Raw genomic sequence first — 24,664 nt, forward strand, 5'->3', positions numbered from 1 at the left:
GTCACTCCGACACCGCCGTGTAGCGGTAGGTCTCCCCGTCGTCCTCGTCGGCTTCCTGCGGTTCGGAGACGTCCACCTCGACCCCGGGCAACGCGGCGACCACCCGGTCGGCGGCGTCCTCCGACAGGTAGTGGTGGTGCAGGTCGAGCGCGGACAGGTGGGTCAGGGGCTGCCCGCCGAGCAGTGCGGCGAGCCCGTCGTCGGACAGGGTGCCCAGCGACAGGTCGAGCCGCTCCAACCGGGGCACCACGGCGGCGGTGGCCAGCGCGGCGGCCAACTCGTCGGTGATCACGGAGTTGCGCAGCCCGAGCCGGCGCAGCGCCGGGAAGAGCTTGCCGGCCAGCAACGCGTCCAGGTCGGCCACGGTGGTGTCCCCGCCGTAGTCGTCGGTGCCCAGCCACAGGTCCAGGTGGTGCAGTGCGGGCAGCTCCGAGCCGAGCACCGCGGCGACGAACTCCCGGGGCAGCCCGCCGCTCTGCACCGACAGCGTCCGCAGCCGGTCGTGGCGCACCGGGGAGAAGCTGAAGTCCTCGCCGCCGCGTACCCGCAGCACCTCCAGCTGCGGGTAGGCGGTCAGCAACGGGCTGACGTCGCCGACCCGCATCCAGGAGACCTCGCACTCCTCGGTGACCATGTCGCCGAGGAACAGGGCCCGCAGCCGGGGCAGCCGGGGGGCCGCCGCGCAGAGCTGGGCGATCGGGGCGTGGTGGAACGCCGCGTATCCCCAGGCCCCGACGACCAGCGCCTCGGCCTGGTCACCGACCTGCTCGACGAACCTGTCGAACCGGTCCCGGAACTGTTCCGACAGGGTGTCCTGCCGGGTGTTGCCGTCGAAGTGCCAGTCGGCGACCCGCCAGCAGACCGGGCCGTCCACGGTGGGCAGCGGACCGTCGGCAGGGAACTCGACCACCGGCCGGCCGGCGAACGTCTGCGCGTGGGAACCGAACGTCATCGTCGCTCACTCCCCGACCGCGGTGAACCGGTAGACGGTGCCGTCGTACTCGTCGGGCGTCTGCGGGTCGTCCAGGTCGACCTGGACACCGGGCAGCGCGTCGGTCAGCCGCTGTGCGACCTCGCGGGAGAGGAAGTGGTGGTGCAGGTCGAGGCGGCGCAGGTGGGTCAGCGGCTGCCCGGCCAGCAGCGCCTCGGCGCCGGGGTCGGTGAGCACGCCCATCGACAGGTCGAGCACCTCCAGCCGGGCCACCACCGGGGCGGTGGCCACCGCCCGCGCGACGTGGTCGGCGAACTCGGCGTTGCAGACCGCCAGGTGCCGCAGCGCGGGCAGCCGGTCGCCGGCCAGGATCGCGGCCAGGTCGTCGACGCCGGTGTCGCCGCCGTAGTCCTGCCGGCCGAGCCACAGGTCGAGCCGGTGCAGGGCGGGCAGGTCGCTGTCGCCCACCGCCCGGGTCACCTCGGCCGGCAGGCCGCCGGTCTGGAAGCCCAGTTCCCGTAGCCCGGTGTGGCGTACCGGTTGCAGGGTCAGCTCGTTGGCCCCGCGTACCCACAGCGTCTCCAGCTGCGGGTAGGCGGTGAGCAGCGGGGTGAGGTCACCGTGGGTCAGCCAGGAGATCTCGCACTGCTCGCTGACCAGGTCGGCCAGGAACACCGCGCGCAGGGCGGTCCAGTCCTTCGCGGCGTCGGCCAGCAGGTCGACCGGGAGGGCCCGCTCGTACGCCGAGCCCCACTCGCCGATCACCAGGGCGCGGACCGCCTCGCCGGGCACCTCCGCCCGCAGCGCCGCGACCAGGCCGGCGAACTCCTCCGGCTCGGCCTCGAAGTCCTCGACCTCCAGCCGCCAGGCGACGGCCGACGGGTCGTCGGGCAGGGTCATCCCCGGTGTGAAGGGGACCACCGGCATTCCGGCGAACGACGACATGTGCGAACGGATCACGCCTACCTCCGGCTCGACTGGTGTGACAGCGGCGCGACCGTAACAGGGCCGACCGACAGGATGATCAGCCGCCGGGTGACCGGACCCGTCCGCGCCAACCGGTGGTGTCCGGCCGGTGACGCTTTACAGCGGAAGCAGGGTGTGCGAGGCTCGGGTGAGCGCTCCCACGGCGGTCCGTGTTCGGATACCCCGGGGAGTTCGCTCGTGAGAAATCGCACCCGGCGGGCGGCGTCGATCGTCGCCACTGCCGTCACCACCACCCTCGTCGCCGGTGTCGTCACCGCCGTCTCGGCGCAGGCCGCCGCCGGCTGTCAGGTCACCTACCAGGTCGGCGCCCAGTGGACCGGTGGCTTCACCGCCGCCATCTCGATCAAAAACCTGGGTGACCCCGTCAACGGCTGGCGGCTCGGCTGGACCTTCCCCGCCGGGCAGACCATCACCAGCGCGTGGGGCTTCACCGCCAGCCCGGCCAGCGGCGCCGTCGTCGCCACCAACCTCGACTACAACGCCGCCATCGGCACCGGTGGTGTGGTGGACGTCGGGTTCAACGGCACCTGGACCGGCAGTAACCCCGACCCCGCCGGCTTCACGCTCAATGGCACGGCCTGCACCGGGACGACCACCCCCACCACCGCCGCGCCGACCACCCCGCCCCGACGACCACCCCGCCCCCCACCACCCCGCCCCCCACCACCCCGCCTCCGCCGACCACCCCACCGCCGACCACGCCGCCGCCGACCAGCGGGACGCCGACGGTCGCCTCGGACGGCACCGGCAGGTACCGCACGGTGCAGGCCGCCATCGACGCGGTGCCGGCGAACAGTTCCAGCCGGACCACGATCACCATCAAGCCCGGCACCTACCGCGAGGTCGTCCGGGTGGCGTCGAACAAGACCAACGTCACCCTGCGGGGCCTCGGCTCGGCACCGTCGAACGTGGTGCTCGTCTACAACAACTCCGCCGGCACCCGTAAGCCGGACGGCACCACCTACGGCACCTTCAACAGCGCGAGCATGTTCGTCGACGGGGCGAACTTCGTCGCCGAGAACCTGACCATCGCCAACGACTTCGTGGAGAACTCCTCGGGCGTCGACCAGCAGGCGGTGGCGCTGCACCTGAACGCCGACCGGGCGGTGCTGCGCAACGTCCGGCTCCTCGGTGACCAGGACACCTTCCTGGTCAACGACAAGACCCGCGCGTACGTGGTCGGCTCCTACGTCGAGGGCACCGTCGACTTCATCTTCGGCGGCGGCACGATCGTCGTCGACAGCAGCTCGATCTACGAGAAGCGGTCGACCGGTGGACCGATCACCGCCGCCCGGACGCCGGCCAGCAAGACGTACGGGATGCTGATCTACCGCTCGACGATCACCGGGGCGACGAACAACACCACCCAGCTCGGTCGTCCGTGGGGGCCGGACGCCCAGGTCCTCTACCGCGAGTCGACGCTCAGCGCGACCATGAAGACCGCCCAGCCCTGGATCGACATGTCCGGCAACGTGTGGCAGAACGCGCGGTTCCGTGAGTACCGCAACACCGGGCCCGGTGCCGGCACCAACGGCAACCGTCCCCAGCTCAGCGACGCCCAGGCGGCCACCTACACGCCGCAGCGCTACCTGGCCGGCAGCGACGGCTGGAACCCGATGTGAGCGTCCGACCGACGGCGGACGAGCCTCACCCGAGGTGACCCCGGTCCCCGCGTCGGGTTCCGACGCGGGGACCGGACGGTCCGCAGCACGGGCCGGTCAGTCGGCCGACCGGCCTGGCCCGTGCTGCGCAGGTGCCCTCGCGCTCCTCGATGAGGGCGCGACGCAGTCGTTGCCGCTCGCGGCGGATGACCAGGAACTCGGTGCCGGCCTCCCCGACGAGGGTGGGCATGTGCTTGAACCCCAGGGCCAGCAGCATGATGCCGGCGATCATCGGCAGGTGCGGGTGCCCGCCACCACCACCGCGAGGGCGGAGGCGACCAGCAGGCCGACCGAGTTGGTCAGCCGGGAGCCGGCGATGCCGACCGCGGTCAGCACCTCCCCGAGGGCGGTGATGACGATCAGGTCGTGCCGTTCGGTCCAGTGCCGGGCGGGGAAGATCATGCGCGGCGGCAGTGGCAGGGCCTGGCCGACGACGTAGTCGACGATGCCGGCCAGCACCCACAGCAGCACCTGCGCGGCGATTGTCCGGTCGGTGGGCAGCGCGGTGCGCGGCAGCAGCGCCGCGCCGGTCAGCAGGCCGGCGGCCAGGACCGGGGGCACGGTGAGCGCCAGGACGTCGCGGGCCCGCAGCTGCGGCGACGAGTACAGGCGCAGGCCCAGGTAGCAGCAGCGTACGGCGAGATGGCAGCCCGACGCGGGTATTGGCGACGCAGGGTGAGCCCGCCGCGCCCAAGGGTGCAATGTTTTGCGGATCATTGCCGGCAGATGTCGAAAACTTTGCCGCAAGGTCTTGCAAAACCTTTCATCGATGCCGCATCGTCTTCTCCACCGGACGGCCGTCCCACCGCCCAGCGCCTCTTCGACCCCCGGAAGTAGGTCCACTCCCGATGTCCGCACCCCGCGTTTCCCGGGGAACCCGTCTGCGACGGGGCCTCCTCGCCCTCGCTGTCACCGCCTCCTCCCTCGCCGCGCTGAGCGCGCTGCCGGCCACCGCCCCCGCGACCGCCGCCGTAGCCCTCAACGACAGCGAGGTCACCGCCAACCTCTGGGAATGGAACTGGCGCTCCGTCGCCGCCGCGTGCACCGACCACCTTGGTCCGGCCGGGTACGGCGCGGTGCAGGTCGCCCCGCCGCAGGAGTCGGTCAGCCTGCCGAGCAGCGCCGACGGCGTCCACCCCTGGTACGAGGTGTACCAGCCGGTCTCCTACCGGCTGGAGAGCCGGTTCGGCACCCGGCAGCAGTTCGCCGACATGGTCACCACCTGCCACAACGCCGGCGTGCGGGTGTACGTCGACGCGGTGGTCAACCACATGGCCGGCGCCAACAACCCCGAGTCGGTCGTCGGGTACGCCGGCACCGACTTCTCCGGCCCCGGTTACAGCTTCCCCGCCGTGCCCTACGGCACCGGCGACTTCCACCGCCCGGGTGACAACTGCCCGACCTCCGGTGCGATCAACGACTGGAACAACGAGGCCCAGGTGACCAGCTGCGAGCTGCTGTCCCTGACCGACCTCTACACCGAGAAGGACAGCGTCCGCACCAAGGTCGCCGGCTTCCTCAACGACCTGGTCGGCCTCGGGGTCGACGGGTTCCGGGTGGACGCGGTCAAGCACGTCAAGAAGGACGACTTCGCCGCGATCCTCGGCAAGGTGCGCAACACCACCGCCGAGAACAAGCGCCCGTACGTCGCCCAGGAGATCTTCGACGGGGCCAGCAACGACGCCCTCAAGGCCCGCGCCTTCACCGGCAACGGCGACGTGCTCGACTTCGGGTACGCCAAGGGCCTGAAGTCGGCGTTCCAGGGCTCGATCGCCAACCTGGCCAACGTCGGCAGCTGGAACCTCGACGCGCCGAGCGCCAACGTGTTCGCCATGGTCACCAACCACGACCTGGAGCGCGACGGGGTGGTGCTGTCCTACCGCGACGGCAGCGACTACGTCCTGGCCAACTACTTCGCGCTGGCCTACCCGCACGGCAAGCCGTCGGTCTACGACAGCTTCACCTGGTCCAACCGCAACCAGTCGCCGCCCGCCGACGGCAACGGCTACGTCACCGACACCGTCTGCGGCAACAGCTGGAACTGCCTGACCCGGTCCACCGGGATCAAGGGCATGGTCGGCTGGGCGAACACCGCGAAGTCGGTCCGGACCGTCTCCGACTTCACCGTGGTCAACAGCAACGTCATCGGCTTCCACCGGGGCGACCGGGCCTGGATCGGGATCAACGACTCCGGTTCCGCCAGCACCGCCACCTTCACCACCGGCCTGGCCGACGGGTCGTACTGCGACGTGATCTCCGGGGCGCGGGGCGGGTCCGGCTGCACCGGCACGACGGTGACCGTCAGCGGTGGCCGGGCCACCGTGCAGATCCCCGCCAACGGCGCGGTGGCGCTGCACGTCAACGCGAAGAGCGGCCCGGCGACCACGCCCACCGCCACCCCGACGCCCACGGCCAGCGCCACGCCGACGCCGACCGCGCCGGCCGGCACGGTCGCCACCACCTTCACCGTCACCGCGTCCCTCGCCGGTGGTCAGGACGCCTACGTGGTCGGCAGTGTGCCGGCGCTGGGTTCGTGGGCCCCGGCCGCCGCGGTCAAGCTGACCGCGCTGGGCGGGGGGACGTACCGGGCGGTGGTCAACCTGCCGGCGGCCACGGCGGTGGAGTTCAAGTTCCTCAAGAAGACCACGGCCGGTGTGGTGACCTGGGAGTCGGGGAGCAACCGGACGTTGACCACGCCGGGCGGCGGCACCGCGTCGGTCACCGACACCTTCCGGGGTGACCCGGCCGGCACGCAGGGGGCGTCGTTCACGGTCAACGCCACCACCTCGTACGGGCAGAACGTCTTCGTGGTGGGCAGTGTCGCGGCGCTGGGCTCGTGGAACCCGGCGAACGCGGTGGCGCTCTCCTCGGCGGCGTACCCGCTGTGGCGGGCCACGGTCGCCCTGCCGGCGAACACGACGTTCGAGTACAAGTACCTGAAGAAGAACCCCGACGGCACGGTGACCTGGGAGTCCGGGGGCAACCGCAGCGCCACCGTCGGGTCGACCGGCTCGTGGAGCGCCAACGACACCTGGCGGTGACGCCGGGCGGGTGCGGCGGCCGGTCCCCTTCCCGGGGGTCGGCCGCCGCGCCGTCGGTGCCGGGTGCACCGCCCGGCGGTGGGGTGCAACGGGAGAATCAGTCGCGGGCGACATGTTGACGACAGTCGATGCATGCTCGTATCGTCCGGGAAAGCGCTTTCTCTGAGCCGCCACCCCGTCCGCCCACCGTCGGAGGTACGCCTCATGCGACCGTCCCGCCAGCGTCGGCTGGCCCTGCTGTTCGCCGCGGTGCTCGTCCCCGTGGTCGCCCTCCTGGTCGGACCGGTCACCACCGCCTCCGCCGCCACCGCGTTCAGCGACGACTTCACCGACGGCGACACCGCCGGCTGGTCGAAGTCGGGTGGCACCTGGACGGTCGTCACCGACGGCTCCCCGGCCGTCCGGCAGTCCAACGCCGGCAGCGAGAACGCCCGGCTCTTCGCCGGCAGCAGCGGCTGGACCGACTACCTCGTCCAGGCCAGGGTGAAACCGCTCAGCCTCGGCACCGGCGGCCAGGTCGGCCTGCTGGCCCGCGCGTCCGGGTCGACGCGCTACTACCGGCTGGCGCTGCTGCCCGGCAACCAGGTGCAGTTGCAGGCAGTGAACGGCGGCGCGGTCACCGTGCTGGCCGGCATCGTCCACCCCGTGACCACCGGCACCTGGCACACCCTCGTCGTCGAGGTCGTCGGCAGCACCGTACGGGGCCGGGTCGACGGGGTCTTCGTCGGCGAGGTCACCAGCTCGCTGATCGGAGCCGGCCGGATCGGGTTGCAGACCGCGTACTCGTCGGCGTCCTTCGACGACGTCCTGGTCAGGGACAACGACGTTCCGCCGACCACCCCGCCCGCCCCCACCCACACCCCGCCGCCGAGCCCGACCACACCCCCGGTGACCCCGCCGGCCACCACGCCGCCGTCGACCCCGCCGCCCACCAGCCCGCCCACCGTCCCGCCGCCCGGGACCGTCGTGCTGGTGGTGGCCACCGACGGCGACGACGCCAACCCCGGGACGCTGGCCCGGCCGTTGCGCACCATCCAGCGCGCGCACGACCTGGCCGAGCCCGGCACCACCATCGCGGTACGCGGCGGGACCTACGCGCCGACCAGCACCATCAAGATCCTCAAGGACGGTACGTCGTACCAACCGATCACCCTGATGAACTACCAGGGTGAGAAGGTGGTCATCGACGGTGAGAACATGCCGTACACGCCGGGCGCGGTGGGTTCCAGCATCCCCCGGGCCGACCGGGGCGCGCTGCACGTCGAGGCCGACTGGTGGCGGTTCGTCGGCCTGGAGATCGTCCACGGCCCGTACGGCATCTTCGGCGTCGACACCAACTACGGCAGGTACGAGCGCCTGGTCACCCGGGACAACTACGAGTCCGGGCTGCACCTGCAGGGCGCGTCCAGCGGCAACCGGATCATCAACCTGGACAGTTACGGCAACCGGGACCCCCGCAAGAACGGCGAGAGCGCCGACGGGCTGGCCATCAAGGAGGGCTCGGGCCTCGACAACCGGGTGAGCGGTGCGCGGCTGTGGCGCAACTCCGACGACGGGTTCGACGCCTGGCTGTTCCAGTCGCCGATCCTGATCGAGGACAGCGTCTCCTACGACAACGGCTACAACTACTGGAACCTGCCCGACTACTCCGGCGACGGCAACGGCTTCAAGCACGGTGGCGGCAACGACCCGCGCCCCGCCGTCGACCACGTCACCCGCAACAGCATGGCCTGGGGCAACTCGGCCGGCGGCTTCATCGACAACGGCAACCCCGGCACGCTGCTGTTCGACCGCAACACCGCGTGGCGCAACGGCAAGGCCGGTTTCGACGTGTCCCGTTCCACCTCCCGGCTCAGCCGCAACCTCGCGGTCGGCAACACCCCCGACGTCTCGCCCGGCTCCTCGACCGGGACCGACAACTCCTGGAACCTCGGCGGCACCTGGCCGCTGGTCAGCACCGACCCGTCGACCATCACCGGCCCCCGGGCCGCCGACGGGTCCATCCCGCCGTCTCATTTCCTGCGCCCGGTCGACGCTGCCGACGTGGGTGCCCGGCTCTGAGCCACCCGACCGGGTCGTGCTCCCGCCCGCACCGGCGGGAGCACGACCGACCCGTCCGGGCGGCCCGGCCCGCCGGCCCCCGACCGGCGTGGTCGGGGCCGGCCGGGCGGTGCGGCGTCGCCCGACGGGGACTCAGCGGCCCTGGAGGGCGCGTACGTTGTCGCCGAAGGTCCAGCCCTTGGACCCGTCCCAGTTCACCGACCAGGTCATCATCCCCTTCAGGCCGCCCCGGTAGGTGTTCCAGGCCTGCGCCACCGAGGCCGGTGCCAGGTAGCCGCCGCCGGCGCCGGGCTGCGCGGGCAGGCCGGGGACCTGCTTGTCGTACGGGACGCGGATGGTGGTGCCCTGGATGACCAGGCCGGCGTTGAGGCAGTCGGTCTGGGCGGTGAAGCCCGCCACCGTCCCGGCCGGGTACGAGTCACCGGCGCAGCCGTACATGCTGCCGTTGTAGTACTGCATGTTCAGCCACCAGAGCCGCCCGTTGTCGACGTACCGCTTGATGACCGGCAGGTACGCGCCCCAGATGGAGCCGTAGGTGACGCTGCCGCCGGTGACGTACGCGGTCTCCGGTGCCATGGTCAGGCCGAAGCCGGCCGGCATCTGGGCCAGCACGCCGTCGATGATGCGGATCAGGTTGGCCTGCGAGGTGGACGGCCGGGTGATGTCGCCGCTGCCGGTCAGCCCGGTCTCGATGTCGATGTCTATGCCGTCGAAGTGGTACCGCTTGAGGATCGGCACGACGGTGGCGACGAACCGGTCGGCGACGGCGGCCGAGCCGAGGTCGATGCCGGCGGTGGCACCGCCGATCGACAGCAGCACAGTCAGCCCGGCGGCCTTGGCCTGGCACATCTCGGTCGGGGTGGGCACCCGGACGGTGGCGTCCATGCCGTCCTCCCAGAGCACCGTGCCGTCGGCGCGGATCACCGGGAAGGCGGCGGTGACCACGTTGTAGCCGTGCCCGGTGATCCGTGGGTCGGTGATCGGGATCCAGCCCAGCGGCGGGTGGACGCCGTTGGCCGCGCCGTCCCAGTTCTCCCAGTAGCCCTGGAGCACCTTGCCGGTCGGCCGGGGCTTCAGCGCACAGCCCGTGCCGTCGGGCGGCGGCGTCGTCGTGCCGGGGGTGGGCGTGGCGGTGGGTGTCGGGGTCGGGGGACGGGTGGGCGTGGCGGTGGGTGTCGGCGACGGCGTGGGGGAGGGTGTGCCGGTGCAGGTGCCGAGGTCCCGCCAGAGCGCGGGCACGGCGGCCGGGTTCCAGCCTGCGCCGGCCGGCGGGGTGTGGGTCACCAGCGACTCGTAGAGGCGGCCGAGGTAGCTGATCCGGGTGCCGGCCGGGTAGCTGACGCCCTCGACCCAGGCCGGTGCGGAGCAGGCCGCCAGGACGCGGGCGTTCCCCGTGGTGGTGGTCGGTGCGGCGAAGCCGTTCGCGGCGGGCAGCGCGGCGGCGAGCAGCACCGCGCCGGCCAGTACGGCCGTCGTCCCGGGTCGAAGTTGCATGACATACCTCCTCGTCGATGGCGGGGAGGTTATCAGTTAAGTTTGTTAAATGTAAATGCCCGACTGCCGACGGGGTCGCGCCGCCGCCCGCCCCGGGCGGTCGTGCGGGCGGCGGCGCGTGTCTCAGGGGATCGGATTCCAGCCGTCGGTGCCGGCCAGGTAGCGCTGCGGGGTGTAGGTCGACGCCTGCGCGTCGGTCAACTGTGGCCGGTCGACGGTGACCGTCGACCCGGGACCGTCGTTGCGGTACTCGAAGAACCGGGCGTCACGCCAGGAGAAGCCGGACATGTCGCTCCACGGGGAGTCCTTCACGTGCGCACCGAGCACGCTGTCGCGGAACACCACCTGCCCGATCGCGTTGACGTCCCCGCTCGGGTGCCACGGTCGGCCCAGGTGCACGCTCTGCGCCGCCGCCGAGTCGGTGGTCAGGGTGCAGTCGGTGAAGAGCAGCCCGTACGGGTTGCCGATCATGGTGGACGGTGCGGTGACGTACCCGTTGTTGCTCGTCGAGCCCCGGCTGAGTGACCGGATCTCGCAGTGGTCGAAGACCCCGGTGCCCCGGCCGAAGACGAAGTCGACGTCGCCCTCGACGTAGCAGTCCCGGAAGTACGCCCGGCCGACCGCGTCGACGGAGGCGCTGTTGTGGTAGAGGGTGTCCTGGTTGCCGAGGAACCGCACGTCGTCGAAGACCAGCCGGTCGGCCCGGGTCAGCACGGCCACCGCCTGCTCGGCGCTGTAGTCGTGCGCCGCCTCGTCGAAGTCGTTGGCGAAGGTCAGGTGCCGGGCGGTGAAGTCGTTGCCGTCGATGGTCACCGAGGCGCTGCCCGACGTGCCGTACGTGCCACCGCCCGGCTTCGGGGTGCCCGAGGCGTTGTCATAGACGATCACCACGTCCCGGGCGTCCCCGGTCGACCCGACGAACGACACGTACGGCTTGCCGGCCGGGACCGTCACCCGTTCCCGGTAGGTGCCCGGCCGGATGGTGATGGTGTACCGGCTCGTGTTGCCCACCGGCACCGCGTCCACCGCCGCCTGCACGCTGGTGAAGTCACCGCTGCCGTCCCGGGCGACCAGCGAGGACCCCTCGGCCGGCCCGGTGGGCGTGGGCGTCGGGCCGGTGGGCGGCGGGGTGTCCGACGGGGTGGCGGTGGGGGTGCCACCGGGGGTCGGCGTCGCGCCGGTCGGGGTGGTCGTGGGGCTCGGTGGCGCACTGGTCGGGGCGGGTTCGCCCCGGGTCACCAGCACGTCGTCGAAGCGGGCGGTGGCGTTGCCGGTCTGCACGCCGATCCGGCCGGTCGCGGTCAGGGTGCCGGTGCCGGAGCCGACCGCGACGCCGTCGACCCAGCCGCGTACCACCGTCCCGGCGACCTCGATCCGCAGGGTGTGCCAGCCGCCCGCCGTCACCGGGTGGGACACCGTGCCCAGCGGGGTGACCCGGCCGCTGCGTACCGCCTCCAGCCGGACCTGGTCGCCGGCCGACAGGGCGAGCCGGTAGTAGCTGGTCGTGCCGCTGGCGCGGGCCAGCAGCGCGACCATGCCGTTGCCGGGCAGGGTCAGCGGCTTCACCCGGGCCCGCACGACCTGGTCGGCCCACGACGCGCTGCCGGCGAACAGCCGGGCGTCGCCGGTGTCGGCCCTGGCCTGCTGCAACGCCGGGCTGTCGTCGGCGGCCACCGACCAGGTGCCGCCGGACCTCGACCAGCCGGCGAGGTCGCCGTCGGTGAAGTCGTCGCTGAACAACGGCGCGGCGTGGGCCACCCGCGCGCCGCCGAACTGGGTGAGGGCGAGCAGTACGGCGGTGAGCGCCGCGACGGTGACGGCGAGCGGGCGGAGGCGCTTCGTGCGCATGGCGGATGAACCTCCGGGGACGGGGATGGAGGTGGGAGACAGTACGTGAAAGCGCTTTCCTGGCGCACCGTAACTCCGCCCATACGCGACTGTCAATGCGCAGCGACCGCCGGAAACGGGTGTCCGTCCCGGCTGCGCGGACCCCTCAGCCCATCCCGAGGGCGGCGGCGAGTTGGCGGAGGGTCGGCGGGGCGTCAGGCTCACGGGCCACCCGGGCGAGCACGTCCCGGCCCGCCGGGCGGTGCCGGATCTCGGCGGGCGCGATCCGGTCCGCGTCGACCAGGATCCGGCCGGCCCCGGCCGGATCCGCGTGGTGCAGATGGGCGCGGGCCGCATCGACCAGGTACGCGGCCCGGTGCTCGACGGGCAGCCACCGCCAGCCGTCCCGCCGGGTGACCGCCTCGTGTCGGGCCAGCGCGCCGTGGGCGTCGCCCAGTTCGACGGCCGTGGCGGCGCGCGCCACCGCCACGGCCGTCGGTCCGAAACCGGTCCGGTGGTGGTCGTGCCCGTCACCGACGAACGTGGCCAGGTCGTCGGCCTCGTCGAGCAGGTCGGCCACCGCCGCGTCGTCGCCGTGGGTGGCGGCGGCCAGGGCCGCCTGGAGGAGCAGCGTCCCGCACAGGGACAGCTCCGGGGACACGTCGCACCCGATCACCGGCGGGGCGATCCGGTACGCGGCGGCCAGCATCGCCGACTTCGCCACCCGCACCTCACCGGAGGCGCGCAACACCTGGCCGAGCTGCACCGCTGCGGCGGCGACCAGAACGGAATCGTCGGTCGCGGTGCCCATCGCCCGATCGACCGCCAGCCACGCCAGCTCCGGCGCGGCCAGCTTGACCAGCAGCGACGCCGTGACCCGGTACGTCTCCACCAGCGGCCCCCGGCCCGCCACCGGATCGGCGGCGTGGGCGCGTTCCGCGTCGGCCAGCAGTTCCGGCAGCAGCGCCACCACCTGGGGATAGCTGGCGTGCTGGAAGGTCGTCCAGGCGTGGGCCACCCGCCGGGCCACCTGGCCGGCGGGTGGCACCGGCCGACTGCCCGCCGGGCGGGCCAGCGGGATGTCGTAACCGGGAGAGGGCCACCCGGATCCGCGCGACGTCCGCCGTCCACCCGGTCACCTCGGCCGACCGGGCGTCCCGACCGAGCAGCACCCCCGGGTCGATGCGCAGCACGGCGGCGATGTGCTGGAGCGTCGACACCTTGTCCAGCGTGCGGACACCCCGTTCGATCTTGTCCACCCAGCTCTTCGACTTGCCCAACCGGTCGGCGAACACCTGCTGCGACAACCTGCGCCGGCCCCGCCAGTACGCCACCCGCCGCCCCACCGGCAACAACTCACTACTGTCCACGACGCCACCGCCGGTCGGGTACGGCCCGGGTGGTCTCCTCGGCCGGTATCCGTTCGGCGTCGGCCTGGGCGAGAAGCCGTTGCCTCGCCTCCTCGTGCTCCGCCGCCTGGATCTGCTCGCCTCGGCTCGCTGCCGGCTTGTCGCCCTGGTCCCGCATGTCGCCTCCATCGGTAGGGGCGCGGCGACACGTTCCTGAGATGACATCACGCCGCGTCCTGCGTCGGTCACCAACTTCAACGAGCAGGTCACCCGAACACAGGTTGTCGTGACTCAGGGCGATGACACAGGTGCGAATGGTGCGATTCGATGATCGTGACGCATCAACTCGGACGTGCCGTACCAGCTCAGCGCGCGCCGCCCGTCAGCTCGGCCAGCTCCGCCAGCTCGTCCGTCATCGCTCGACGGCGACCCGTGACGATGGTGTCCACGATGTCCCCCGCGTACCGCTGCTGCCGCAGCCAGGTGGGGGCGGTGTCCCGCAACTGAGTCAGCACCGCCGTGGCCTGCCCGTACCGCCGCAACTGCGCATAAGCCCATGCCAGGTCCAGTCGATGCCGCCGCCACGCCGACGCGCTGATGGTGGGCACCGGGGGCACCAGCGCGGACAGCTCCAGCACCCGGCCCGCATCCCCGGCCACGGCTGCCGCCTCCACCCGTTGCATCTGCACCTTGGCGTCGTCGAACCCGCCCACCAGCATCAGGTGATCCGATGCCGGCACCCGCTCGCCGATCCGGGCTGCCGCCGCGGCGGCGACGCCGATGAGATCGGCCACCTCGTCCGGCCGGTTGTCCCGGGCGTGCGCGGCGGCGGCGCTCAGCAGCAGCCACCCCCAGGCGGCCAGCTCTTCCGGGGCTGCCCGAGACAGTCGCGGCTCCACCTCGTCGGCGGTCACCACCGCCAACCCGGCCGACTCGCCAATTCGTCCCTGCCGCATCAGCAGCCAGCACATCGTCCGAATGACGGTGGCCGCCACCACCCGGTTCGCGGACCGCTGGGCGGCGTCGAGCGCTGCCGACAGTGCGGTCTGCGCCAGGTCATCGGCCCGCAGTTGGATCAGCAGACCACCCGCCAGGTGCTGGGCGCGGGCCAGTAGGTCGTACGCTTCGTGCTGCCGGTCACTCCCCACGAGCCCGACGGCGGCACGTACGTTCACCAGCAGCGGCGGCACCACCCGCAGCGCGACCGCGTAGTCACCGGCATGGTAGACGTGGTCGGCGGCGTGCAGATTCCGTCTGAGCGTGTCGAGGTCGGGGGGTTCGTCCGCCGGCACGACGAGCGGAGCGCCGTCGATCCCCCGCACCGGGGCCACCACTCGGCGGATCTCCGCCAGTGACAACTGTCGGTGACCCGGCTCCCCGCGCGCGGCGGCCTGCGACGCGTCGCCCAACAGCGCGGACGTCGAGACTCCCAGGGCGCGGGCGAGCGCGTGCAGCGTATCGAGGCGAGCCGCGCCCCGGCTGCCCTGCTCCAGCTTCCGAATCACCTCGACGCTGATGCCCGACCGTTCGGCAAGCTGCTCCTGCGTCAGCCTCGCCTCACGACGGATCTCCGCGAGACGATCACCCACTGTCGGTATAGCCATGCCGTCTCCTGCCAGCGCGAGGAGCAACCGCCGCCGGCTCGCCCGGGAGGCTGTCACTTCGGACGGTACACCTCGCACCGATCGCATGAGGTGTCCGGGTGGTTACCGTACGCGTTGTCCTCGGTAGATGCCTCGGCGCGGTGTGATCAGTCCTCGGTCTGGGGGCCGAGCAGGCGGATCTCCTCGATGTCCAACGTCGCCTGCACCTCCCGCAGCACGCTGTCGTCGATCTCGTTGTTGTCGCGCAACCGGGTCACCTCGCGGCGCTTGTGTTCCAGCACCCCCAGCCGCAGCCGGGTGTCCAACTCCTGGGCCCGGTCGGCCTCCGGCCCACCACCGGTCTCCGTCACCAGGTCCAGGTGCCGCTGGTAGTCGGCGCGCAACCGGTCCACGGCCGCCGCGTCGACAGCGAGGTCGGCGGCGACGTCCGGCAGCGCCGCCAACGCCACCTCGGTGGTCCGGCGGCGGGCGTGCCGGACCTCGTCGCCACGCGCCTCGTCGCCGCGCAGGCCGGCCCAGCGGGCCACCGCCGGCAGGGTGGTGCCCTGCACCAACATGATCGACACGATCGCCACGGCGGTGCAGAAAATGATCAGATCCCGTTCCGGCACCGGCGTGTGCGTGGTGGCCGTGGTCACCGGCACCGCGAGGGCGGCGGCCAGCGACACCGCCCCCGGAACCCCGCCCAGCCGGCCGCCACCCGCACCCGCCGGCTCACCGTGGCACCCCGGCCCACCACCGGCAGGCCGTAGGAGAACAGCTGCAACCACACCAGCCGGACCACCACCACCATCAGGGTGACCGAGGCGGCGATCGCCACCGACCGCATCAGCGAGGTGCTGGTCACGTGGTTCACCGCCCGGGGGATCTGCATCCCCAGCAGCACGAACAACGCCCCGTTGATCAGGAAGGTGGACAGGTCCCAGAAGGCGTACGCCAACACCCGGGACCGGGCCCGGATGATCCTCGGGCTGGCGTACGACAGCAGCAGCCCGGCGACCACGACGGCGAGCACCCCGCTGGCGTGCACCACCTCGGCGAGCAGGAACGCGGCGAACGGGGTGAGTACGCTCAGCGCGCCCTCGCGCAGCGGGTCGTCCAGCCGGCGGCGGATCAGCACCACGACCAGGCCGACGACCAGCCCGGCGGCGACGCCTCCGCCGGCCGAGCCGACGAACCGGCCCAGGAAACCGAACACCCCCGGCGCGGTGCCACCGACGATCAACCCGACCGTCACCGAGAACAGCACCAGCGCGGTGCCGTCGTTGACCAGGCTCTCCGCCCGCAGGGTGGTCAGGATCCGGCGGGGCATCCGCTTCGCCAGGCCGGCCACCGCCGCCGCGTCGGTGGGGGCGAGCACCGCGCCGAGCACCCAGGCCGCCTGCGGGCTCATCCCCAGCCCCTTGGCGACCAGCGCCACCGCCACCATGGTCACCACCACCAGCGCCACCGCCAGCGAGGCGATCACCAGCAGGTTCGCCCGGATCTCCCGCAGGCTGATCACCAGGCTCTCCCGGTAGAGCACGGCGGGCAGGAAGAGCAGCAGCACCACGTCCGGTTGGAGCACCACGTCCGACAGGGGCGGCAGCAGCGCCAGCAGCCCGCCCATGGTGATCAGCAGCACCGGCGGGGCCACCCGGTACCGGCCGCCGATGGTGGTGCCGACCAGCACGGTGGCGGCCAGCACCACGATCAGGACCAGGACCTCCACGGCACCCCCCGCCTCCACCCGACATGCTGGTACGAAGTCGGCGGCGAGGCGGGGAGAATCCGGGATCTGCCCGGACCGGGTCAGGTGACCCGGGACGGCTCCGCCGGCACCTCGGTCCAGGCCCGCCGCTCGGCGAGGTCCCGCAGCCGGTCCATCGCGTCCCACACGTCGACGTGCCGGGTGTAGAGCGCCGCCGGGCCGAGCCGTAGCCGGTCGGGCACCCGGTAGTCGCCGACCACCCCGGCGTCGACCAGGGCCCGGGAGATCCGCAGCGCCTCCGGGTGGTGCAGCGACACGTGTCCGCCGCGCCGACGCGGGTCGCGCGGGGAGGCGAGCTGGAAACCGTGCGGGACGAGCCAGGCGTCGGCCAGCTCGATGATCAGTTCGCCGAGGCGTAGCGACTTCTCCCGCACCCGGTCCATCCCGGCGTCGGCCAGCACGTCCAGGGCCGGGTCGAGGGCGGCCATCCCGAGCACCGGCGGGGTGCCCACCAGGAACCGCTCCGGGCCGGGCGCGGGATCGTAGCCGGCCCCCATCCGGAACTGGTCGCGCTGGCCGAACCAGCCCCAGATCGGCTGGCGCAGCGACTCCTGCAACTCCCGCCGGACATAGAGGAAGGCCGGTGCGCCGGGGCCGCCGTTGAGGTACTTGTAGGTGCAGCCGACCGCGAGGTCGACCCCGGCGGCGGTCAGCTCCAGCGGCACCGAGCCGACCGCGTGCGACAGGTCCCACAGCACCAGCGCGCCGACCCGGCGGGCCGCGTCGGTCACCGCCGCGACGTCCAGCAAGGCCCCGCAGCGGTACGACACCGCCGAGAGCACCACCAGCGCCACGTCCTCGGTCAGCGCCGCTGCCAGGGTGTCCGGGTCCAGCCCCTCGTCGAGGTCGGAGGGGAGTAGCCGCAGGGTGTGCCCGCGCTGGGCGGCCAGCCCCTCGAGCAGGTACCGGTCGGTGGGGAACTCCTCGGCGTCGGCCAGGATCGTGCCCCGGCCCGGCCGGGCGTCGAGGGCGGCGGCGGCCAACTTGTAGAGGTTGACCGAGGTCGAGTCGGAGACGATCACCTCGCCGTCGCGGGCGCCCAGCGCGTGGGCGGCGATCCGGTCACCGATGCGGCGTGGCCACTCGATCCAGGTCGGCCAGCTGCGGACCAGCTCGGTGCCCCAGCCGTCGCGGACCAGGCCGGCCAGGTGGTCGCCGGTGGCGGCGGGCAGCCGGCCCAGCGAGTTGCCGTCGAGATAGAGCAGGTCGTCCACCACGAACCGGTCCCGCAGGCCGGCCAGCGGATCGGCGGCGTCCCGTTCCTGCGCGTCGTGCCGGGATGTCGGTGCGGTCATGGTGTCCTCCCTCCGCCCGGGGACACCCGGGCCGATGCAGGCTAGCCGATCGCCTGGTCGGCCCACCCCGGCCGGTGCCCCAGGCACCGCAGGCCAGCGCCCCGGCGTCGGGGAAGCGCCCGGCCGCCCCCGGGCTGTGCCGCGTACCCCGGGCGGGTCGGCGGTCGGTCAGCGGACCGGGACGGTGGCGGTGACGGTGGCCTGGTCGATGTCGCTGGTGCGGACGGTGAACCGGATCGTCCAGTCCCCGCGCGCCGGCAGGCTGATCTCGGCGCTGCCGTGGTGCGGCTCCGGGGTGTCCACCGGCACGGCCATCGGTTCGATCCCGGCCGCCGGCAGGGCGAGGCTGACCGTCCACTGGACCACCGGCAGCGGCTGCCCCTGCGGGGTGTAGACGTAGGCGTGCAGCGAGTTCGGCACCCCCACCCGTACCGGATAGATGTCGAACTGGAGGGTGTAGGTGCCGCTGGTCAGGGTCTGCGCGACGCCCTCGCGGGTGGCGCGGGCGGCCTCGGTGTCGGCGGTCCGACCGGGCGGGGTCTGCACCAGCACGGCGGTCAGTGCCAGCACCACCGCCGTGGCGGCGAGTTCCACCCCGGCGGCCCGCGCGACCCGGCCCGGCCGGTCGGCGGCCCGGCCGTCGCGCACCGCCCGGCGTTGCCAGGCGGCGACGCCGAGCACGGCGGCGAGCAGGGCCGCCTTGGCGCACAGCAGCCGACCGTAGGTGGTGCCGACCAGCGCGCCGGGCCGGCCGAGTTCGATCGCGGCCTGCCCGACGCCGGAGGCGACCAGCCAGCCCACCGCGACGGTCGCCCACCGCGACCAGGCCGGCAGGATGCGGCCCAGCACCCGCCGGTGCGTGCCGCGCAGCACGAACACCGCCAGGGTGACCAGCCCGCCCAGCCAGACGCTCATCCCGGCCAGGTGCACCACGTCGGCGAGGATGCTCACCGGCGGCAGGGGCGTGGCCACCGGGTGCCCGGCCAGCGGCCAGGTCACCAGCCCGGCCAGACCCACCACCGCGAGCGCCGTCCGCCGTCCGCGCCCGGCCCGCCCGCCGGCCACCGCCGCCAGCAGCCCGGCGGCGATCGCGGCGAGCGCCAGCCGGGCCCCGAGCACCGGCCCGACGTCGCTGCCCGCCACCGCCGTCAGGTCACCACGCGACAGACCGCCCACCGGCACCCCGACCATGTCGGCGGCCTGCGCCACCCACGTCCCGGCGGTGCCGACGGCCACCAGCGCCAGGCCGACGTACCCGGTGACGGTCACCGCGCGACGGCGGCGACGGCGCGGCCAGCGCACCGCGCCGAACAGGGTGGGGCCGACCGCCAGCACCAGGCCCAGGTAGCCGACGTACCGGGCGGCGGGGGTCCACCCGCCGGAGGGGCGCTCGTCCACGCTGACCGGCTCCGGGGGCGTCGCCGACGGCGCACCGGCCGAGTAGGCGAAGCTGCCGGCGACCGGGTGGCTGTCCGCCGAGATCACCCGGTAGCTGACCAGGTACGTGCCGAGCGGCCGGTCCGGCACCCGCACCGGGATGCGCAGCGTGGCCCCGTCCGCGACCGGCTCCCCGGCGGTGACCCGCCGCCCGTCCGGGCCGAGCACCTGCACCCGGCCGATGACCGGGGAGACCGACTCGCTGAAGACCAGCACCACCTCCGCGGGCGGGGCACCGATCACCGCGTCCCGGACCGGGCTGGTGGCGACCAGCGCGGCATGGGCGGCGGCCGGGGTCGCCGGGGTCAGCGGTACGGACAGCAGCGCGAGGAGCAACCCCAGCAGCACGGCGGAACGGGTGGTACGCACGCACAGTGGTTCGTATTTCGTGATCACATGGTTCAACCGTCGCCGGAACGATTCGGCTCACCGGTCGGGTGCTGGTGCAGGGCGAGGGTCAGCAGGAGGCGGGCGTCCGGGTCGTCGAGGGCCGGGCCGAACAGGCCGCGCAGCTGCCGCATCCGGTAGCGGACCGTCTGCGGGTGGGTGTGCAGGTCCTCGGCGACGGCGACCACCTGACCCTGCCGGCGCAGCCAGCCGTGCAGCGTTTCGGCCAGGGCCCGGCGGGTGATGGGCCGCAGCCCGGCCAGCGGGGCCAGCACCGTGCCGGCGAGGTGCCCGGCCAGGCCCGGCTCCCAGGCGGTGAGCAGGGTGAGCAGGTGGTCGTCGCAGGACACCACCGGGTCCGGGCCGAGCGCGCCCTGCTGGTGCAGGGCCAGCGCCCGGCGGGACAGCCGGTACGACAGCCGCGCCCGCTGCCGCTGCACCGTCGGCCCGAGCGCGGCCCGTCGCCCGACCAGCGCCTGCCGGGCCCGGTCGAGCCGTCCCGGCGTACCGGGATCGGGCAGCACCACCCGGATGGCGTCGCCGACGACGGCGGCCAGCGCCCCCGCGCCGATGCCCCGGGCCACGTGTTCGGCGTCGGTGCCGTCGACGCTGCACACGGCCACGGTCGCCGGCAACGGCCAGCGGGCCGCGTCGGCGGCGGCGTGCAGCACCGCCCCGGTCGGCGGGTCGGGCTGCACGAGGAGGGTGACCAGCCGGCGTCGGGTGGTGGCCCAGTCCTGGGCGGTGTCCCGCTGCTCGGCGAGGAACCCCTCGGCGGCGGCCCCGGCCAGCGCGTCGACGTAGCCGAACAACGCCCCGGCGATCACGTACAGGTCGGCCGGGGCCGGGCCGGCCGGTGCGGTGGCGGGCCAGCCGGGCGTGGCCGGCGCGGTGGCGTGTTCCACCAGGAAGGCCCAGATGTCGCGGGCCCCGAGGGTGAGTACGGTCCGCAGCGCGTCCACCCGGTGCCCCTCGCGGTACTCGGTGCGCCCCAGGGCGTGGAACACCTCCCGGGTGCTGGTCAGCTCCCGGGCCGGGTCGGCGACCGCGTCGACGAAGGTGTCGACGGCGGTCTGTACGCCCAGGGCCAGGCCCTGCCCCTGCCCACCGGTCAGCGACCGGCCCTGGGCGGCCATCGCGGCCCGGACGGTGGTGAGGATCCGCTCGTGCAGCGGCCCGCGCAGCCCTCGCAGGTGGTCGCCGACCGACGGCGCGAGACCGGCGAGACCGGGCTCGATGTCGAGCAGGGCGTCGGACACGATCGGCCATCCTTTGTCATCCGGGTGACAATTCCGCTGGTGAATCCTGCACCCCGGCACGGATCATTTTGGCACCACGCTACGTAGGGTCGGCGCATGGAGACGGATGTCATCGTGATCGGCGCCGGCCTGGCCGGTCTGGTCGCCGCCGCCGAGGCCGCCGACGCGGGCCGTCGGGTGCTGCTGCTCGACCAGGAGTCGGAGCACAACCTCGGCGGGCAGGCGTTCTGGTCGTTCGGCGGGCTGTTCTTCGTCGACTCGCCCGAGCAGCGGCGGATGGGCATCCGCGACTCGGTCGAGCTGGCCTGGCAGGACTGGACCGGCAGCGCCGCCTTCGACCGGCCCGAGGACCACTGGCCGCGCCAGTGGGCGCAGGCGTACGTGCACTTCGCCGCCGGGGAGAAGCGGGCCTGGCTGCGGTCGATGGGCCACCGGGTCTTTCCCGTGGTGAGCTGGGCCGAGCGGGGCGGGGGAGCGGCCCACGGGCACGGCAACTCGGTGCCCCGGTTCCACGTCACCTGGGGCACCGGCCCCGGCGTGGTCGAGCCGTTCGCCAGGCGGGTCCGGCAGGCCGTCGAGCAGGGCCGGGTGACGCTGCTGTTCCGGCACCGGGTCGACGAGCTCGTCACCACCGCGGGAGCCGTCACCGGGGTACGCGGCGCGCTGCTCGCCCCCGACGACGCGCCCCGGGGGCGCAGCAGCTCCCGGGAGGTCGTCGGCGACTTCCAGCACGACGCCCAGGCCGTGATCATCACCTCGGGCGGCATCGGCGGCAACCACGACCTCGTCCGGCGGGCCTGGCCGGCCCGGCTCGGAACCCCGCCCACCCGGATGGTCACCGGCGTACCCGCCCACGTCGACGGCCGGATGCTCGCCATCACCGAGACCGCCGGCGGGCAGGTGATCAACCCGGACCGGATGTGGCACTACACCGAGGGGCTGCGCAACTGGGACCCGATCTGGCCCCAGCACGGCATCCGCATCCTGCCCGGCCCGTCCTCGCTCTGGCTCGACGCCACCGGGGCCCGGCTGCCGGCGCCGCTGTTCCCCGGCTTCGACACGCTGGCCACCCTGCGGCACCTGCGCGCCACCGGCCACGACTACAGCTGGTTCCTGCTCACCCAGAAGATCATCGAGAAGGAGTTCGCGCTGTCGGGCTCCGAGCAGAACCCGGACCTGACCAACCGCAGCGTGCGGCAGGTGCTGCAACGCGTCCGGCCCGGCGCACCCGGGCCGGTGGAGGCGTTCAAGCGGCACGGGGCCGACTTCGTCGTCGCCGACACCCTGCCCGAGCTGGTGGCCGGGATGAACAAGTTGGCCGCCGAGACCGACGGGCCGCAGCTCGACACCGCCGCGCTGACCGCCCTGGTCGAGGCCCGCGACCGGGAGATCGCCCACCCGTTCGGCAAGGACGCCCAGCTCGCCGCGATCCGGGGGGCCCGCCGCTACCGGGGTGACCGGCTGATCCGGGTCGCCACCCCGCACCGGCTGCTCGACCCGGCGGCCGGCCCGCTGATCGCGGTGCAACTGCACGTGCTGACCCGCAAGAGCCTCGGCGGGCTGCACACCGACCTGTCCGCCCGGGTGCTGCGCCCCGACGGCGAACCGCTGGCCGGGGTGTACGCGGCCGGTGAGGTCGCCGGCTTCGGCGGCGGGGGCATGCACGGCTACAGCGCCCTGGAGGGCACCTTCCTCGGCGGCTGCCTCTTCTCCGGCCGCACCGCCGGCCGTGCCGCAGCGGCAGCCGTCAGCTGACCGGCACCGACACCCGGCCGGCACCGTGAGCCGACCGGCCCGGGCTGTGCCCCCGGTAGGCTCTGCGGCCGTGGACGACGACGCGCTGACCGCGCTGGTGACCGTCGCGGCGGGGCAGGTGACCCTGTCCGACAGGCGTACCGAGCGCCGCTGGTCGGTCGGGGTGGCGGCGTACCGGCTCGGCGTGGTACCGGTCACCCAGGGGTGGTACGCCCGGGTGACCGGGGAACGGCCGGGCGCCATCCGGGGCGACCGGCTGCCCGTGGAAGGGGTGTCCTGGCTGGACGCGGTGCGCTTCTGCAACGCGCTGTCCCGCCAGGAGGGGCTGACCCCGGCGTACCGGCTGCACGACGACGGTGCGGGCGTGGACTGGGACCGGGGCGCCGACGGCTACCGGCTGCCCACCGAGGCCGAGTGGGAGTACGCCTGCCGCGCCGGCACCCCGGGCCCGCGCTACGGCCCACTCGACGAGATCGCCTGGTACCGGGGCAACTCCGGTGAGCGGCCGCACCCGGTCGGTGGACGCGCCCCCAACCCGTGGGGCCTGTACGACACCCTCGGCAACGTCTGGGAGTGGTGCTGGGACGTCTACGACGCCGAGGTGTACGGCAGCTACCGGGTGTTGCGTGGGGGCGGCTGGTTCGACGAGCACTGGAGCTGCCGGGCCTCGGTGCGCCGTCGCAGCCACCCGACGCTGCGCATCGACGACGTCGGTTTCCGGGTGGCGCGTTCCCTGCCGCGCTGACCACGACCCCGGCACGGACCCTCCGGTCGGCCCGGGGTCAGGGCACGCGTCGGGTGCTGTGCCGCGCGATCAGCGGGGTGGCCAGCTCGATCCGGTGGCTGTCCAGCCCCTCCCCGGCGATCAGGGACAGCAGCATCCGGGTCGCCATCCCGGCCATCTCGGCGAGCGGCTGACGGACGGTGGTCAGCGGCGGGGCGGCCCAGCGGGCGGAGTCGAGGTCGTCGAAGCCGACGATGCTGATGTCGTCGGGGACCCGGGCCCCGCGTTCGTAGAGCGCCTCGTAGGCGCCCAGGGCCATCTCGTCGGCGCAGGCGAACACGGCGGTGGGCGGCTGGGCGAGGTCCAGCAGGGCGTTCATCTCCCGGTAGCCCGACGGGGAGGTGAAGTCGCCGTGGCGGACGTACCCGGCGGGGATCTTGCGGTTTGCCGCGTTCATCGCGGCCCGGTACCCGTCGACCCGGGCCCGGCTGCACGGCACGTTCGGCGGCCCGCCGATCACCGCGATCCGGTGGTGACCCAGGTCGAGCAGGTGCTCGGCGGCGGCCACCCCGCCGGACCAGTTCGTCGCGCCCACCGACGGGATGCCCGCGCCGGGCTGGCCCGCCGGGTCGATGATCACCACCGGGATGCCCAGCTCGTCGAGCTGGCCCTGCTGGCTGGGGGACAGGTCGGACAGGACGAGCAGCACCCCGTCGCACCGGCGCTTGGACAGCTGCTCGATCCACCGCCGGTCGGGGCGGGTGCGGCTGCGGCCGTGCACGGCGGAGACGACCACCCCGACGCCCGCCCGGTAGGCCAGCTCCTCGACGCCGTCGAGGATCTGCATCGCCCACGGGCTGCCGAGATCCCGGAAGACCAGGTCGATGAGGCCGGCGGCCCCGGGCATCGAGGGCGCCCGGCGGGCGGTGTACGACCGCCGGTCGAGCAGGTCCTGGATGCGCCGCCGGGTCGCCGGGGCGACGTCGGGTCGACCGTTGAGCACCTTCGAGACGGTGGGGACGGACACCCCCGCGGCGGTCGCGATCTCCGACAGCGTCGCCCGGTCCTCCGCCATGCCCATCTCCTTCGGTCGTGCGCCCGT

The 24,664-nt window shown here is 73.5% G+C and carries 22 protein-coding genes and 1 pseudogene; 7 read left to right on the plus strand and 16 right to left on the minus strand.

Annotated elements, in window-relative coordinates; translation table 11 throughout:
* Nucleotide 1 precedes the first annotated feature (1 nt).
* Both J7462_RS03830 and J7462_RS03835 read right to left on the minus strand, forming a co-directional pair.
* On the minus strand, nt 2-952 hold the full coding sequence (locus tag J7462_RS03830) for an STM4015 family protein (RefSeq protein WP_219461867.1): 951 nt from the start codon (nt 950-952) through the stop codon (nt 2-4).
* A gap of 6 nt (nt 953-958) precedes the next feature.
* Nucleotides 959-1,891, minus strand: a complete 933-nt coding sequence (locus J7462_RS03835) for an STM4015 family protein (RefSeq protein ID WP_219461869.1) — start codon at nt 1,889-1,891, stop codon at nt 959-961.
* Nucleotides 1,892-1,951: 60 nt separating this feature from the next.
* Between J7462_RS03835 and J7462_RS31785 the strand changes: the two are divergent.
* A pseudogene (locus J7462_RS31785) lies at nt 1,952-2,440 on the plus strand (cellulose binding domain-containing protein); the annotation flags it as partial.
* A 43-nt stretch (nt 2,441-2,483) separates the two neighbouring features.
* Here J7462_RS31785 and J7462_RS33165 read toward each other — a convergent pair.
* Nucleotides 2,484-2,738 (minus strand): hypothetical protein, encoded by a 255-nt coding sequence (locus J7462_RS33165; protein WP_308290731.1) that lies wholly within the window; start codon nt 2,736-2,738, stop codon nt 2,484-2,486.
* Here J7462_RS33165 and J7462_RS03840 point away from each other — a divergent pair.
* The gene (locus tag J7462_RS03840; RefSeq protein ID WP_308290732.1) at nt 2,701-3,540 is read left to right on the plus strand and encodes a pectinesterase family protein; all 840 of its coding nucleotides are present in this window, start codon (nt 2,701-2,703) and stop codon (nt 3,538-3,540) included. The genes J7462_RS33165 and J7462_RS03840 overlap by 38 nt on opposite strands.
* 25 nt (nt 3,541-3,565) lie before the next feature.
* Here the strand turns inward: J7462_RS03840 and J7462_RS03845 are convergent, their stop codons facing one another.
* Together J7462_RS03845 and J7462_RS03850 are read right to left on the minus strand one after the other, a co-directional pair.
* Nucleotides 3,566-3,811, minus strand: coding sequence for a hypothetical protein (locus J7462_RS03845; protein WP_219461871.1), 246 nt, complete (start codon nt 3,809-3,811; stop codon nt 3,566-3,568).
* Entirely contained in the window at nt 3,808-4,296 is a 489-nt protein-coding gene (locus J7462_RS03850) for a low temperature requirement protein A (protein ID WP_219461874.1), read from the minus strand. The genes J7462_RS03845 and J7462_RS03850 overlap by 4 nt, the downstream gene beginning before the upstream one ends.
* Before the next feature lie 131 nt (nt 4,297-4,427).
* Here J7462_RS03850 and J7462_RS03855 point away from each other — a divergent pair, with 131 nt between their 5' ends.
* Both J7462_RS03855 and J7462_RS03860 read left to right on the plus strand, forming a co-directional pair.
* Nucleotides 4,428-6,620, plus strand: a complete 2,193-nt coding sequence (locus J7462_RS03855) for a carbohydrate-binding module family 20 domain-containing protein (protein WP_219461876.1) — start codon at nt 4,428-4,430, stop codon at nt 6,618-6,620.
* Between the two features lie 204 nt (nt 6,621-6,824).
* Nucleotides 6,825-8,681 (plus strand): DUF1565 domain-containing protein, encoded by a 1,857-nt coding sequence (locus tag J7462_RS03860; protein WP_219461878.1) that lies wholly within the window; start codon nt 6,825-6,827, stop codon nt 8,679-8,681.
* A gap of 132 nt (nt 8,682-8,813) precedes the next feature.
* Here the strand turns inward: J7462_RS03860 and J7462_RS03865 are convergent, their stop codons facing one another.
* From J7462_RS03865 to J7462_RS31795, 4 genes are all read right to left on the minus strand, one after another.
* A complete protein-coding gene (locus J7462_RS03865; RefSeq protein ID WP_219461880.1) occupies nt 8,814-10,175 on the minus strand; it encodes a glycosyl hydrolase family 18 protein in 1,362 nt (453 codons plus the stop codon).
* 123 nt (nt 10,176-10,298) lie between these two features.
* Nucleotides 10,299-12,023: a pectinesterase family protein gene (locus J7462_RS03870; RefSeq protein ID WP_255597570.1), complete on the minus strand. Its 1,725-nt coding sequence runs from the start codon at nt 12,021-12,023 to the stop codon at nt 10,299-10,301.
* Nucleotides 12,024-12,168: 145 nt separating this feature from the next.
* Nucleotides 12,169-12,813, minus strand: a complete 645-nt coding sequence (locus J7462_RS31790) for a hypothetical protein (protein WP_255597571.1) — start codon at nt 12,811-12,813, stop codon at nt 12,169-12,171.
* The gene (locus J7462_RS31795; protein WP_308291094.1) at nt 12,734-13,348 is read right to left on the minus strand and encodes a helix-turn-helix domain-containing protein; all 615 of its coding nucleotides are present in this window, start codon (nt 13,346-13,348) and stop codon (nt 12,734-12,736) included. The genes J7462_RS31790 and J7462_RS31795 overlap by 80 nt, the downstream gene beginning before the upstream one ends.
* Between J7462_RS31795 and J7462_RS33170 the strand changes: the two genes are divergently transcribed.
* A complete protein-coding gene (locus tag J7462_RS33170) occupies nt 13,233-13,568 on the plus strand; it encodes a hypothetical protein (protein ID WP_308291138.1) in 336 nt (111 codons plus the stop codon). The genes J7462_RS31795 and J7462_RS33170 overlap by 116 nt on opposite strands.
* Nucleotides 13,569-13,716: 148 nt before the next feature.
* On the opposite strand, the gene J7462_RS03880 is transcribed toward J7462_RS33170, so the two are convergent.
* The 6 genes from J7462_RS03880 to J7462_RS03900 all read right to left on the minus strand — a co-directional run bounded on the left by J7462_RS03880 (nt 13,717) and on the right by J7462_RS03900 (nt 21,083).
* Nucleotides 13,717-14,955 (minus strand): helix-turn-helix domain-containing protein, encoded by a 1,239-nt coding sequence (locus tag J7462_RS03880; RefSeq protein WP_219461882.1) that lies wholly within the window; start codon nt 14,953-14,955, stop codon nt 13,717-13,719.
* A 146-nt stretch (nt 14,956-15,101) separates the two neighbouring features.
* Complete coding sequence (locus J7462_RS31800; protein WP_255597572.1) at nt 15,102-15,623, minus strand: hypothetical protein; 522 nt, start codon at nt 15,621-15,623, stop codon at nt 15,102-15,104.
* Nucleotides 15,590-16,666 (minus strand): Na+/H+ antiporter, encoded by a 1,077-nt coding sequence (locus tag J7462_RS03885; protein WP_308290733.1) that lies wholly within the window; start codon nt 16,664-16,666, stop codon nt 15,590-15,592. The genes J7462_RS31800 and J7462_RS03885 overlap by 34 nt, the downstream gene beginning before the upstream one ends.
* A gap of 80 nt (nt 16,667-16,746) precedes the next feature.
* Complete coding sequence (kynU, locus tag J7462_RS03890) at nt 16,747-18,000, minus strand: kynureninase (protein WP_219461884.1); 1,254 nt, start codon at nt 17,998-18,000, stop codon at nt 16,747-16,749.
* Nucleotides 18,001-18,168: 168 nt separating this feature from the next.
* Nucleotides 18,169-19,806, minus strand: coding sequence for a copper resistance protein CopC (locus J7462_RS03895; RefSeq protein ID WP_308290734.1), 1,638 nt, complete (start codon nt 19,804-19,806; stop codon nt 18,169-18,171).
* A gap of 32 nt (nt 19,807-19,838) precedes the next feature.
* The gene (locus J7462_RS03900) at nt 19,839-21,083 is read right to left on the minus strand and encodes a CdaR family transcriptional regulator (RefSeq protein ID WP_219461887.1); all 1,245 of its coding nucleotides are present in this window, start codon (nt 21,081-21,083) and stop codon (nt 19,839-19,841) included.
* Between the two features lie 96 nt (nt 21,084-21,179).
* On the opposite strand from J7462_RS03900, the gene J7462_RS03905 reads away from it, so the two are divergent.
* Together J7462_RS03905 and J7462_RS03910 are read left to right on the plus strand one after the other, a co-directional pair.
* Nucleotides 21,180-22,838, plus strand: a complete 1,659-nt coding sequence (locus J7462_RS03905) for an FAD-binding dehydrogenase (RefSeq protein WP_219461888.1) — start codon at nt 21,180-21,182, stop codon at nt 22,836-22,838.
* 70 nt (nt 22,839-22,908) lie between these two features.
* Entirely contained in the window at nt 22,909-23,583 is a 675-nt protein-coding gene (locus J7462_RS03910; protein WP_308290735.1) for a formylglycine-generating enzyme family protein, read from the plus strand.
* Nucleotides 23,584-23,620: 37 nt separating this feature from the next.
* Here the strand turns inward: J7462_RS03910 and J7462_RS03915 are convergent, their stop codons facing one another.
* Nucleotides 23,621-24,637 carry a LacI family DNA-binding transcriptional regulator gene (locus J7462_RS03915; RefSeq protein WP_208566004.1) on the minus strand — a complete coding sequence of 339 codons (1,017 nt, stop codon included), beginning with the start codon at nt 24,635-24,637 and terminating at the stop codon, nt 23,621-23,623.
* Between the last annotated feature and the right edge of the window lie 27 nt (nt 24,638-24,664).

Source organism: Micromonospora sp. RL09-050-HVF-A (genome assembly GCF_019374995.1).
In the GTDB taxonomy this organism is placed as follows: domain Bacteria; phylum Actinomycetota; class Actinomycetes; order Mycobacteriales; family Micromonosporaceae; genus Micromonospora; species Micromonospora antibiotica.

What these genes read in the sequence shown, in the direction of transcription:
- J7462_RS03915 (WP_208566004.1), bottom strand. Translation starts at nt 24,637, where the DNA reads ATGGCGGAGGACCGGGCGACGCTGTCGGAGATCGCGACCGCCGCGGGG.
- kynU (WP_219461884.1), bottom strand. Translation starts at nt 18,000, where the DNA reads ATGACCGCACCGACATCCCGGCACGACGCGCAGGAACGGGACGCCGCC.
- J7462_RS33165 (WP_308290731.1), bottom strand. Translation starts at nt 2,738, where the DNA reads ATGGTGATCGTGGTCCGGCTGGAACTGTTCGCCGGCACCGCGTCGATG.
- J7462_RS03880 (WP_219461882.1), bottom strand. Translation starts at nt 14,955, where the DNA reads ATGGCTATACCGACAGTGGGTGATCGTCTCGCGGAGATCCGTCGTGAG.
- J7462_RS03865 (WP_219461880.1), bottom strand. Translation starts at nt 10,175, where the DNA reads ATGCAACTTCGACCCGGGACGACGGCCGTACTGGCCGGCGCGGTGCTG.
- J7462_RS03845 (WP_219461871.1), bottom strand. Translation starts at nt 3,811, where the DNA reads ATGATCGCCGGCATCATGCTGCTGGCCCTGGGGTTCAAGCACATGCCC.
- J7462_RS03830 (WP_219461867.1), bottom strand. Translation starts at nt 952, where the DNA reads ATGACGTTCGGTTCCCACGCGCAGACGTTCGCCGGCCGGCCGGTGGTC.
- J7462_RS03870 (WP_255597570.1), bottom strand. Translation starts at nt 12,023, where the DNA reads ATGCGCACGAAGCGCCTCCGCCCGCTCGCCGTCACCGTCGCGGCGCTC.
- J7462_RS03850 (WP_219461874.1), bottom strand. Translation starts at nt 4,296, where the DNA reads ATGATCCGCAAAACATTGCACCCTTGGGCGCGGCGGGCTCACCCTGCG.
- J7462_RS03860 (WP_219461878.1), top strand. Translation starts at nt 6,825, where the DNA reads ATGCGACCGTCCCGCCAGCGTCGGCTGGCCCTGCTGTTCGCCGCGGTG.
- J7462_RS03905 (WP_219461888.1), top strand. Translation starts at nt 21,180, where the DNA reads ATGGAGACGGATGTCATCGTGATCGGCGCCGGCCTGGCCGGTCTGGTC.
- J7462_RS03855 (WP_219461876.1), top strand. Translation starts at nt 4,428, where the DNA reads ATGTCCGCACCCCGCGTTTCCCGGGGAACCCGTCTGCGACGGGGCCTC.
- J7462_RS31790 (WP_255597571.1), bottom strand. Translation starts at nt 12,813, where the DNA reads ATGGGCACCGCGACCGACGATTCCGTTCTGGTCGCCGCCGCAGCGGTG.